General features: G+C 62.3%; 8 protein-coding genes. 7 read left to right on the forward strand and 1 reads right to left on the reverse strand.

Annotation, left to right across the window (positions count from 1 at the left end; translation table 11 throughout):
• Positions 1-146: 146 nt before the first annotated feature.
• The 3 genes from carB (at position 147) to ACYJ11_RS09710 (ending at position 7380) form a co-directional block, all read left to right on the forward strand.
• Complete coding sequence (gene carB / locus ACYJ11_RS09700; RefSeq protein WP_461647622.1) at positions 147-3398, forward strand: carbamoyl-phosphate synthase large subunit; 3252 nt, start codon at positions 147-149, stop codon at positions 3396-3398.
• Positions 3399-3508: 110 nt separating this feature from the next.
• A complete protein-coding gene (locus ACYJ11_RS09705) occupies positions 3509-6529 on the forward strand; it encodes a PAS domain S-box protein (RefSeq protein ID WP_461647623.1) in 3021 nt (1006 codons plus the stop codon).
• 224 nt (positions 6530-6753) lie between these two features.
• Positions 6754-7380, forward strand: coding sequence for a hypothetical protein (locus tag ACYJ11_RS09710; protein ID WP_461647624.1), 627 nt, complete (start codon positions 6754-6756; stop codon positions 7378-7380).
• Positions 7381-7734: 354 nt separating this feature from the next.
• On the opposite strand, the gene carA is transcribed toward ACYJ11_RS09710, so the two are convergent.
• Positions 7735-8781: a glutamine-hydrolyzing carbamoyl-phosphate synthase small subunit gene (carA, locus tag ACYJ11_RS09715; RefSeq protein ID WP_461647625.1), complete on the reverse strand. Its 1047-nt coding sequence runs from the start codon at positions 8779-8781 to the stop codon at positions 7735-7737.
• 102 nt (positions 8782-8883) lie between these two features.
• Here carA and ACYJ11_RS09720 point away from each other — a divergent pair, with 102 nt between their 5' ends.
• The 4 genes from ACYJ11_RS09720 to ACYJ11_RS09735 all read left to right on the forward strand — a co-directional run bounded on the left by ACYJ11_RS09720 (position 8884) and on the right by ACYJ11_RS09735 (position 12843).
• Positions 8884-9297 (forward strand): Lrp/AsnC family transcriptional regulator, encoded by a 414-nt coding sequence (locus ACYJ11_RS09720; RefSeq protein WP_004593789.1) that lies wholly within the window; start codon positions 8884-8886, stop codon positions 9295-9297.
• Between the two features lie 160 nt (positions 9298-9457).
• Positions 9458-10333 carry a mechanosensitive ion channel family protein gene (locus ACYJ11_RS09725; protein ID WP_461647626.1) on the forward strand — a complete coding sequence of 292 codons (876 nt, stop codon included), beginning with the start codon at positions 9458-9460 and terminating at the stop codon, positions 10331-10333.
• Positions 10334-10421: 88 nt separating this feature from the next.
• The gene (locus ACYJ11_RS09730; RefSeq protein WP_461647627.1) at positions 10422-11522 is read left to right on the forward strand and encodes an AI-2E family transporter; all 1101 of its coding nucleotides are present in this window, start codon (positions 10422-10424) and stop codon (positions 11520-11522) included.
• 133 nt (positions 11523-11655) lie between these two features.
• Complete coding sequence (locus ACYJ11_RS09735; protein WP_461647628.1) at positions 11656-12843, forward strand: sensor histidine kinase; 1188 nt, start codon at positions 11656-11658, stop codon at positions 12841-12843.
• Positions 12844-12859: the final 16 nt, after the last annotated feature.

Genomic DNA, 12859 nt, shown 5'->3' on the forward strand with positions numbered 1-12859 from the left:
CACCGCTGCCGCCGGAATTCTTCCTTACGCCACCTCTATGAGATAGCCAACCGTGTGACACTCAGCCGTTACGATATTCGAAATTAGACTTCGAGCTTCGCATTGTTTCGCCGGGCTTATTACGATGTGTAGACTCCGCTCGTACAATGACAGCGGACGAGGACCGTACAATCCTGCTCATCGGCAGTGGCCCGATCAAAATCGGACAGGCGGCCGAGTTCGATTACTCCGGCGCACAGGCGTGTCGTGCCCTTCAGGAAGAGGGTGCCCGCGTCGTGCTCGTGAACTCGAACCCGGCGACGATTATGACTGACCCGGAGATGGCGGACAAAGTGTATCTCGAACCCATCAACACCGAAGCCATCTCTGAGATCATCCGGAAGGAAAACCCCGACGGCGTCATCGCCGGCCTGGGCGGCCAGACCGGACTGAACGTCACGGCCGAACTCGCCGAGGAGGGCGTCCTCGACGAGTACGACGTGGATGTGATGGGGACGCCACTGGACACCATCTACGCGACGGAGGACCGCGACCTGTTCAAACAGCGGATGGAAGACATCGGCGAACCGGTGCCGCGCTCGACGACCATCACGCTCGACGAGGGCGAGTCGGTCACCGACTTAGACGAGGACTCGCTTATCGACCGCGTCGAAGCGGCCGTCGACGAGGTCGGCGGGCTCCCCGTCATCGCACGCACGACGTACACGCTGGGTGGCTCCGGTTCCGGCGTCGTCGACGAGATGGACGAACTCATCGAACGCGTCCGCAAGGGCCTGCGCCTCTCGCGCAACAACGAGGTCCTCATCACCGAGTCCATCTCCGGCTGGGTCGAACTCGAATACGAGGTGATGCGCGACGCCGACGACTCCTGTATCATCATCTGCAACATGGAGAATATCGACCCGATGGGTATCCACACCGGGGAGTCGACTGTCGTCACCCCTTCGCAAGTCATCCCCGACGAGGGCCATCAGGAGATGCGCGACTCCGCGCTGAAGGTCATCCGTAATCTCGGTATTCAGGGCGGCTGTAACATCCAGTTCGCCTGGCACGACGACGGCACGCCCGGCGGCGAGTACCGCGTCGTCGAGGTGAACCCGCGTGTCTCCCGCTCCTCGGCGCTGGCCTCGAAGGCGACCGGCTACCCGATTGCTCGGGTCACCGCGAAGGTCGCGCTCGGCAAGCGCCTCCACGAAATCGACAACGAAATCACCGGCGAGACGACTGCTGCCTTCGAGCCGGCCATAGACTACGTCGTGACGAAAGTGCCGCGCTGGCCCATCGACAAATTCCGCGACACGGAATTCGAGCTCTCGACCGCGATGAAATCCACCGGCGAGGCGATGTCTATCGGCCGGACCTTCCCCGAGAGCCTGCTGAAGGCACTTCGCTCCTCGGAGTACAACCCGGCCGCTGACTTCAACGAGATCGACGACGCGGAACTCGAAACGGAGTACCTCGAAAAGCCGACGCCCGACCGCCCGTACGCGATGTTCGAGGCGTTCTGCCGCGGCTACACCGTCGAGGAAGTCGTCGAGATAACCGACATTAAGGAGTGGTACGTCGAGCGGTTCAAAGAGGTCGCTGACGCCGCCGACGCCGCCCGCGAGGGCGACTACGAGACTGCCGCACAGGCCGGCTTCACCGATCAGGAGATCACGGCGCTGGCCGGCGGCGAGTTCAACGACACGCACGTCTCCTGGCTCCCGGCTGACCTCGACGAAAACGGCGGCGACGAGCCGGAAGTCGAGGCGGCAACCGACGGTAGCGGTGTGCAGATCGAGAACGTCGAGACCGACACGACCGACCGCGACTTCAAGCTCGTCGACACCTGTGCCGGCGAGTTCGAGGCGACGACGCCGTACTACTACTCGACGCGGGACCCGCTGTCGGGTATCGACCGCGACGAGCTCCAGATCGACCCGGACCTCGAAAGCGTCGTCGTCGTCGGCGGCGGCCCCATCCGTATCGGGCAGGGCGTGGAGTTCGATTACTGTTCGGTCCACGCCGTCCGCGCGCTGGAGGAACTGGGTATCGACGCCCACGTCGTCAACAACAACCCCGAGACGGTGTCGACTGACTACGACACGTCCGACGGGCTGTTCTTCGAACCGGTCACCGCCGAGGAAGTCGCCGACGTGATCGAAGCAACCGACGCCGACGGTGTGATGGTCCAGTTCGGCGGCCAGACCTCCGTCGACATCGGCCACCCGCTCGAACAGGAACTCGAACGCCGCGACCTCGACTGTGAGATCATGGGGACCTCCGTCGACGCGATGGACCTCGCCGAGGACCGCGACCGGTTCAACAAGCTGATGGACGAACTCGGCATCTCACAGGCCGAAGGCGGCTCAGCGACTTCCAAGGAGGAGGCCCTCGATCTGGCCCACGACATCGGCTACCCCGTCCTCGTACGCCCGAGCTACGTACTCGGCGGCCGCGCGATGGACGTGGTGTACAACGACGAAGACCTCGAAACGTACATCGAGGAAGCCGTCCGCGTCAGCCCGGACAAGCCGATTCTGGTCGACGAGTTCCTCGCCGACGCCGTCGAACTGGACGTCGACGCTGTGGCAGACGAGGACGACGTCCTCATCGGCGGCGTGATGGAACACGTCGAGACGGCGGGCATCCACTCGGGCGACTCCGCCTGTATGATTCCGCCGCGCTCTCAGGAGATCAAGGACGTGATGCCACGTATCCGCGAGGTCGTCGAGGATATCGCCGACGCGCTTGACACCGTCGGCCTGCTGAACGTCCAGCTCGCTGTTCGTGACGGCGAGGTGTTCGTCCTCGAAGCGAACCCGCGCTCGTCCCGTACCGTCCCGTTCATTTCAAAGACGGCCGGCGTCCCGATAGCGAAGATCGCCGCCAAGGTGATGTCCGGCACGACGCTCTCGGAACTCGACGTGCAGGAGCAGATTCCCGAGCAGGTCTCTGTCAAAGAGGTCGTCCTGCCGTTCGACCGCCTGCCTGGTTCGGACCCGCGTCTCGGCCCCGAGATGAAATCCACCGGCGAGGTCATGGGGACCGCCGGCTCCTTCGGCAAGGCCTACCAGAAGGCCCAGATGGCCGTCGGCAAGGCAATCCCGCTTGAGGGGACGGCCATCGTCGACCTGCCGATCCTCGGCTTCGAGGAGCACTTCGACGTACAGGACTTCGATGACTACGACGACACCGACGCCATCATCGACGCTATCCAGAGCGGCGAGGTCGACCTCGTCCTCTCCCGCGACCGCGACGTGCTGGAGGCCTGCGTCGAGGAGACCGTGACGTACTTCTCGACCCACGAGAGCGCCGAGGCGGCGCTGGAAGCGATCAACTCCGCCGACCAGCCACTCGCCGTCCAGGCCATCGACGAACGGCCAAAGACCCAGCGCGAGTGGGGCGCTGAGTAACGCGATCGGTCGGTCTCGGGATTCGGTCAGGCACCGCGGCGGCACTGATTCCTGTCACTCGAACAGATAGGCACAAATACTTATTCGTTGGACACGTTCACATACACTTCATGGCCGATGTCGTGCGTGTCCTACACGTCGAGGACGACCCCGAGTTTGCGTCGATGACGGCAGCGTTTCTCAGTCGTACTGACGACCGGTTCGACGTGGTCTCGGCAACGTCGGCGGACGAGGGACTGACTCGGCTCAGTGAGGAACCGATCGACTGTGTCGTCTCCGATTTCGATATGCCCGAGCAAGACGGCATCGAGTTTCTGGAGTCCGTCCGGGCTGTCGATGAAGACCTCCCGTTCATTCTCTTTACTGGGAAAGGCTCTGAGGAAGTGGCCAGTGAGGCGATTTCGGCTGGTGTGACGGACTACCTCCAGAAGCAGCAAGGTACTGACCAGTACACGATTCTGGCCAACCGCATCGCCAACGCGGTCGAGCAGTACCGGTCACAGCGGGCACTGGATGCGAGCCGGAAGCGGCTCTCGCTGTTTATCGATAAGTCACCGCTCGGCGTCATCGAATGGGACGAGAGCTTCGAGGTGGTTCAGGTCAACGAGAAAGGCGAGGAGATTCTGCGGCGCGGGGACGCGGACCTCGTCGGCGAGGAGTTCGAGACGCTCGTCCCGGACTCGGCGCTGGATGCGGTCGAAGAGACGATCACGGCCCTGAAGGAAGGCAGTGGGGGCTACTACACAGTACTCGACATCGAAACCGGCGATGGCGAGCAGATCGTCTGTGAGTGGCACAACCGCATCATCCGAGAGGACGGGGAGACCGTCGCGATCTTCTCGCAGTTTCAGGAGATAACGGAGCGCCGGCAGCGACAGCAGCGTATCGAGGCGCTACACGACACGACCCGGAAGTTGATGCACGCTGAGTCACGCGAGGCTGTCGCCGAACTGGTCGTCGAAACCGCACGCGACCTGCTCGGATTGCCGCTCAGCGCTGTCTTTCTCGCCGACGAGTCGGCCGACGCTCTCAGACCGACTGCAGTGACCGATCAGGCACGGGCGATCATCGACGACCACCCCACGTTTAGCGAGGGCGACAGCCTCGTCTGGGAGGTGTTCGACTCCGGCGAACAGCGCGTCTTCGACGATGTTTCCACGAATTCTGGCCGCTACAACCCCGATACCGACATCAGCAGCGAGATTCTGATCCCACTGGGCGATCACGGCGTGCTAATCGCCGCGTCGACCGATGCCGATGCGTTCGAGGACGCATCGATCTCACTGATGCGGACCCTCGCTGCCAACACTGAGGAGGCGCTTTCCAGACTTGATCGACAGCAAGAGCTCAGAACGCTCACGGAACGCCACGAACTCGCGCTCGAGGGTGCCGAACTCGGCGTCTGGGACTGGAACGTCAAGACGGACGAAGTCACCTTCGACGAGCGCTGGGCCGATATGCTCGGCTACTCGCTCGACGAACTCGACCCGTCGGTCGACACCTGGGACGAGCTGATCCACCCCGAAGACCGCGATCGGACCTACGAAGCACTGGACGCCCACCTCGATGGTGAGACGGAAATATACGAATGTGACCACCGGCTCAAGACGGCCGCCGGCGACTACCGCTGGATCCGCGACATCGGCAAGGTGTTCGAACGCGACGGGCACGGCGACCCGGTCCGTGCGGTGGGGATCCATCAGGACGTGACCGACCACAAAGAACGGAAACAGGCCCTCGAAGACACGAGCCGCAAACTGCAGGTCATTCTCGATACAGCGCCGACGTACATCCTGATGAAAGATACTGACAGCCGCTTTCTCTTCATCAACAGCGCGGCCCGTGACCTCTACGGGATCGACGCTGACGAGTCCGTCGTCGGGACGAGTGATTACGATATTCTCCCGGACCACATCGCGGAGCAGACCCACGCCGACGATCAGCGAGCCCTCGAACAGAAAGAGACCGTCGAAGTCGAGACGGTGATTCCCGTCGATGGGACGGAGCGGACACATCTGACGCGGAAGACGCCGATACTCGACGAGGATGGCGAGCCGTATGCCCTCTGTGTCGTTGCGACCGACATCACCGAACAGAAACGGCGCGAGCGGGAGTTGGCCCGCCTCACCGACGAGTACGAGGCGGTGTTCGAGAACACGAACGACGCCATCGCGCTCGTCGACATCGAGGAGTCGGCAGACGATCCGACGTTCCGCTACGTCCGGACGAACGAGGCATACGAACGACAGAGCGGGTTCGACACCGAGTCACTGACCGGTCAGACCCCAGTCGAAGCTGCTGGCCCGGACAGCGGTCGTCGAATCGCCGACCACTACGACCGGTGTGTCTCGGCCGGTGAAACCATCACGTTCGAGGAGCGGGACCTCCACCCGACTGGTGTCTGGGAGACGCAGGTGACACCGATCTTCGCTGACGGAGAGATCGATAGACTCGTTGCTATCTCTCGGGATATCTCCGACCGCATCGAGTACCGAGAAGAACTGGAGCGGCAGAACGACCGGCTCGAAGAGTTCGCGAGCATCGTTAGCCACGACCTCCGGAACCCGCTTAGCGTCCTCGAAGGCTCACTCGCCCTCGCCAGAGACACCGGAAATGACGAGCAGTTCGACCGTTGTTACCGTGCAATCGACCGCATGAAGGAACTCATCGAGGATCTGCTGACGCTCGCACGTGAGGGGGACACGGTATCCGAAACGGAACCGCTCGACCTCGAATCGACTGTGCAGTCCTGCTGGCACGCCGTCGAGACGTCTGATGCCACCCTCGAAGTCACTGCCGAGAGCACGATCTACGCCGACGAGAGCCGCGTTCGCCAACTCCTCGAGAATCTCATCAACAACGCTGTGACACACGGCGGCCCGGCTGTCACTGTCGAGATCGGCAATATCAACGATTCGGGCTTTTATGTCGCCGATGATGGCGGCGGCATCCCGGCTGAACAACACAAAACCGTATTTGAGAGCGGCTACACCACTACCGATGGTGGCACCGGCTTTGGTCTCGCTATCGTCAAGGAGATAGCGGCGGCACATGACTGGTCGGTGTCCGTGACTGAGAGCGACGACGGCGGCGCACGATTCGAGTTCAGGGGCGTCAGACAGGAATTATAGAGCGTCTGTGCCGTAACGGCTGTTCTCCATGCACCAGTCCATCAAGTATTACATATCTGAACTGCTGAGCAGATATGGTGGCCATAGGTAGTACCTGCTCAGCTATTGGTAACCATCTGTCCTATCCTGGGACAATAATGGCACGTTCGTAACACTCATTTCTGGGGCTGTGACACTAGCTGTATGGATCGCGTTGCAATCGCTGTCGCCGCTCCGGGAAGCCGATGATAGAGGACGTCACCAAGCGGGCGGAGACAGTTGCGGAGATGGCGCCCGGTGATTCGGTAACGGTAGGTGTCCTCGCTGGATACAAGAGCCGCTTCTCCGAGTCACCACCGCTGAACAACCCACCGCTGACGTACCTCGACGGCGCGGAAGCCCCGGCGTATCTTCTGACCAACGGGAAGCGCGGCATCGGGCGCGGGACGAAACGCAAGACCGACTCACCGGTCGGGGACCGACGGACGGTCATTCTGGTCACCGGCCGCCGGACGCTCTGCCTCATCGGGAAAGACGAGGACGACGAGGTCATCGAAATCCCACACGAGGCAGTTGCCGACGTTACCACCAAGTCCGGGTTCCGTGCGCACCGCCTCGCGCTCCGCACCCCGCGGAAAATGTACCACTGCTGGGTGCATCGCAAGACCGACAAGACAACCCTCAACGAGGCCGCAGAGTTCATCGAAAACCATCAGCAGGACAGTCCGGACGCGATCGACGGCGACGACACCGCCAACCGGGTGATGTATCGCGGCCGCCCCGTCGCACCGCAGAACAACACGAACGAAACCGGAGACAGCGACCAGACCACATACTACCGCGGGCAGCCAATCGACGACGACAGCGACTGACAGACGTGGTTCATGCGTGTGCAAACCGCATTATTGCTCGCGGGTCACTTCGTTCCCGCTCCGCTCGCAATTCGAGGGCCACTCCCCGTAAGCGCGCCCCTCGCTCTCCTCACGGTTCGTTACCACTCACCGTTCGGATATCCGGAGACCCCTCGCTACGCTCGGGCTCTCCCTGCTCACGGCTTCGCCGTTCACCTTTCACAGTTCTCACCCGCTTCGCTCGCTTCGAACCGCGCCAGTACTCGCGGGTCACGTTGTTCCCCGTCGTCGGGCGGTATCGCCGCCCGACGGCCTGCGGGACCGAAGGTCCCGCTCCGCTCGCAATTCCGAGGGCCGCGCTTCGCGCGCCCCTCGCTACTCCCCTGCCATCCCTAGCACATCATCAAAGAAGCCGAGCGAATCGTGCGGACCGGGGTTGGCCTCGGGGTGGTACTGGCGCGTGATGATGTTCAGGTCGTCGTTTTCCAGCCCTTCCGGCGTGTCATCGTTGACGTTGACCTGGGTCACGTCGAGCTTGTCGCCGGGGTCGGCGACGGTGTAGCCGTGGTTCTGTGTCGTCATCACGACTTGATTGGAGCGCAGGTCACGGACCGGCTGGTTCACGCCACGGTGGCCGAACTCCATCTTCTCAGTTTCGCCGCCGAGCGCGTTGGCGACGACCTGCTGGCCGAGACAGATGCCTGCGAGCGGCACGTCGCCGACGTAGGTTTCGACGAGTTCGCCGGCCTGTTCGAAGTTCTCTGGGTCGCCGGGACCGTTCGAGATGAACAGCAGATCCGGGTCGACCGCGGCCACGTCGTCCTCGCTGGCGTCGTAGGGGAACACATGGACCTCGGCGTCGCGTTCGACGAGCGACTCGGTGATGGAGCCCTTCGCACCGCAGTCGACCAGCGCGACCGTCGCACCGTCGCCGCCTTCGTTGTGGACCTCCACGTCGTCGACGGAGACCTGCGCGCCGATGTCGGTGTGGTCGGACATGTGCTTACACTCGTGGAGTTCGTCGAGCGCGTCCTGCTCGGTCACGTCCGGCCCGGCGGCGATCCCGCATTTCATCGCGCCCTCGTCGCGGATCTCGGTGACGATGTCGCGCGTATCGAGGTGGTCGACGGCCGGGATACCCTCTGATTCGAGCCACTCGGCCACGTCGTCGGTCATCTCGCGAGCCACTGCCGCACGCGGGTGGATGCGGTCCGACTCGAAGCGCTCCTCTCGGACGCCGTAGTTCCCGATGAGCGGATAGGAGAACGTCAGGACCTGTTCCTCGTAGGATGGGTCAGTGAGACTCTCCTCGTACCCGGTGTACGCCGTTGTAAAGACCAGTTCGCCGCGGGCCGTCCCCGGAGCACGAGCGCGCGCCTCGATGACGCGGTCGCCTTCGATTGCCACGTATGCGTCAGCCATTACGAGATGCGTATACTATAGTGGGGCATAAGGGTTGCTTTCGAAGACGAGTTTCGAATTTCGTAATCCTCAAGTTACGACCGGTGATACTGTCACATCTCGATGGACGACCTCGACAGAGAGATACTCTCGATACTCCGCCGGGACGCTCGGACCCCGTACACGGAAATCGCAGACCGAGTCGGAACGTCGGAAGGGACCGTGCGAAACCGCGTCGAACGACTGGTCGAGGACGGCGTTATCGAACGCTTCACTGTCGCGACGCGGACTGGCAACGTGAAAGCGATGATCGAGGTCAGCGTCGATGTCAACGTCGATACGGCCGAGGTTTCGGACCGTATCGCCGATTGGCAGGAGGTCGATTTCGTGTGGCAAGTCTCCGGCGAGGAGGATATCGTCGTCGTCGTCGACGCCGCCGACACCGACGCGGTCAACGGACTCATCACGCAGGCGCGTGAGTTGGAGGAGGTCGTGGGGACGAAGACGAGGCTCATTCTGAACGAACGAGTTGGGTGACGCGCGGCACTGCCGCGCGAGCCAACTCGGTGAATTGGAATTCGCCGAGTGGGGGTGATTGTAAATGAGCGCGTCGGGTGATGGGTATGGCGGAGCTGTGGTCGCTACCAGCTCGGATATGACACCTTGATTTCATACCTATTGGGCTACGAGAGACGATATGCAGTTCCCGGCGGGTCTGGATATCGATATCGTCTCGACGTACGGACAACTTGCGAGCGACGGGGCGCAGTTCCTCGCCGCTGCGGCGCTCCTCTACGCTATCGGCCGGCTCATCGTCGTGCCAGCGACTCGGTGGGCCCTGTCACGGACGGCGACGAATAAGACGGTCGCCAGCGCTCTCACCAGTGCCGTCCACCTGCTGTCGGTGGTCTTTGCGGTGGTCATCGGGGCTAGCGTTGCGGGCTTCCGGGGCGCGCTCGCCGGGTCGACACTGCTGGCGGCTGGCATCACGCTGGCGGTGGGGCTGGCGGCACAGGACGTACTCGGGAACTTCGTCGCCGGCGCGTTCATCGTGACGGATCCGGACCTGAACGTCGGTGATGTCATCGCCTGGAACGGGATGCAGGGCACAGTCGTCGACATCGACCTGCGCGTGACTCGGATTCGGACGCCGGATAACGAGCGCATCGTCGTCCCGAACACGGCGCTGGCGACGAGCGCGGTGACGAACCAGACCTCGACCGGGCCTATCGGGATCTCCTACCAGTTCGGCGTCAGCTACGAGGACGACATCGAAACGGTCCAGGCCATCATCGAGAACGCAGCCCGCGATCTCGACCACGTCTCGGAGAAGCCAGCGCCGACAGCCAGAGTCTCCGATCTCGCGTCGACGGCAGTCATCCTGACGGGCCGGATCTGGATCCCCAACGAACGGCGGAACCGACTCGCGTCGGTCAGGGCCGCGTTCATCCAGCAGGTGAAGGAGGACTGCCACGCGGAGGGCATCGACCTCAGCGACACGAGCCAGCACGAACTCTCCGGCGACATCGGGATTCACGACAGCGTCGGGCCGACACACGAGCGAACCGAGTAACCGCCGGCCGACACAGGTTCAAAGCCCGTGCTGTCTGCGAGATTCGTAGCGTCCGTACGTTTATACTTGTTCATAAGGTGGTATGTATATGGACGAGAAGCGCTTCGTCGTCGCCCTCTTCGGTCTCGCTGTCGCGGTGGTGGTCGGCGTACTCGCATATCAGTTTATCGCGGCGTTGACTGTCTCCGTGTTCCTTTATTATTCGACGCGGCGGTACTACAACTCCCTTCGCAGGCTCCGTCTTCCAGCGCGAGTGCGTGCGGTCGTCGTCATGGCGTCGCTGGCGATTCCTCTCCTGTTGCTTGTCAGCTATGCCGCCGTCCTCCTCATCGTCGAAGCCCGACAGTTCGTCACCCAGTACGCGCTCGTGGACGTGGCCGCAGCACACGTCAGCTGGCTGGACGGCGCGGACTCCGTGCCAGACCTCACCGTCGAAGGGCTGTACAGCGCCTATCAGTCGGGACAGCTCTCGCCGTTCGTCGACTTCCTCAGCGAGAACGCGATGGTGCTCACGTCGGTCGCCTCCCAGTTCTTCCTCAATCTGTTCATCACAACTATCGTCACGTACTATCTCCTCGTGGACGGGCGGCGCATCCGCGAGTGGCTGCTCCGATTCGATGACGAGGCCATCATCCGCGAGTACCTCGAAGCCGTCGACGAGGAACTGGAAGCGGTGCTGTTTGGCAATCTCTTGAACGTGTTGGCGATATCGCTTATCGCCATCGCCGCGTTCACCGGCTATAACGTCGTCGCGCCGGCGGCTGTCGAGGTCCCGTACCCGACGCTTGCCGGCGCGCTGACCGGTATCGCGAGCTTGATTCCCGTCGTCGGGATGAAAATAATCTACCTCCCGCTGACCGGTGTCACCGCGCTCCCGGTGGTGCTCGACGGTCAATCCTCGTTGCTCGTGTACGTGCTCGGGTTCCTCCTCGTCGCGGTGGTCGTCGTCGACACGATCCCGGACCTGCTGCTCCGGCCACTCCTCAGCGGCGAGAGCACGCACGTCGGGCTCCTGATGCTCGCGTACACGCTCGGACCGGTCGTACTGGGGTTCTACGGACTGTTCTTCGCACCGATACTGCTCGTCGTCGGCATGACGTTTGCGAATACGGCCCTTCCTCGTCTGCTCGGCGCGAGCGAGCCGGACGGCATTGATCCCGATCAGTTACGACTGGAAGACTTCAGCTAGCCGCGGTAATCGAGTCGGAAGTCGAACACGAATGGGGGATTTACGAGTGAACCGTTCTTGATGGCCGTGTTGGGCGTGTACTTTTACCATACAAAAAGAACATTTATATTCAAGTCAGGATAAGGGAGTAAAAATGGAGTCAAACTCCGACTCCCTTCCCTATCAGGTGCCTCCAGAAGATCAGATCGGGGAGCTACATATAGCGATGCGGCGACTGATGGCCGCCGAAGACCAGTCTACAGTCGCGACAGTCGCGGTCGAGACTGCAACAGCGATTCTCGATTTTCCCTTCAGTGTCTTCTGGGAGGCCACCGACAGCGAACTCAAAGCTGTAACCATCTCTGAGCCACTCCGGGAGCACGTCGAGGTCCGTGCTGACCCAGGCCAGGTGATGCGACACGAGCGCGGGAGTTGGCTGTGGGAACAGTACGAATCCGACGAGACACAGCGAGTTCTCGTTTCGGAAGAGAAAGCCGCAGCGGATGTACCGCTGCACGGGGGTATCACTGTCCCGCTCGCAGAGTACGGGCTTTTGACAGCTGGGACGGACGAGCGAGCCGAACCGACTGAGCGTGAGGCACAGTTGGCCGATATCCTCGGGAAGAACGCACTCTCAGCCCTCGAACGGATCGAGCGCGAGCGGGAGCTGAAACGGCAGCGCGACAACCTCGACCTGTTGAACCAGATCGTCCGTCACGACCTCACGAACCACCTACAGATCATCAACGGACGGGCGGAGTTGCTCCGGGACCAGTGCAGTGGCGACGCCCTAGAACACGTCGACGGGATTCAGGAGAGCAGCCAGGCAGCCGCGGAACTGCTTGAGACAGCCGGAGACCTTGCGACGGTAATGCGACAGACGGACTGGGAGACCGAGCCGGTCGCTCTCGGGCCAGTCCTGTCCTCGGTGACCGAGGATATCACAACGACGTACACCGACGCACAGGTCACCGTCCCGGACGAGTTCCCGCCGGTACAGGTGCAAGCTGACGACCTTCTGTCCTCGGTGTTCCGAAACGTTCTCACTAACGCCATCCAGCACAACGATTCACCAACGCCGTCGATCGTCGTCAACGTCACTGACGACGGTGACGCAGTCAACGTCACTGTCGCCGACAATGGCCCGGGAATCCCGGACGAGCAGAAACGGGCGGTGTTCGAGCGCGGCGAGAAGCGACCGGACAGTGAGGGGACCGGCGTCGGCCTCTATCTCGTCCGAACGCTGGTCGATGCGTACGGCGGCGACGTGTGGGTCGAAGATAACGAGCCGCGGGGGGCCGTTGTCGGACTCACGCTGCCGAAAGCGGCGGATGACGCCTGAGTCGTCTCCAGAGCTG

This window comes from Haloarcula sp. H-GB5, from assembly GCF_054850705.1.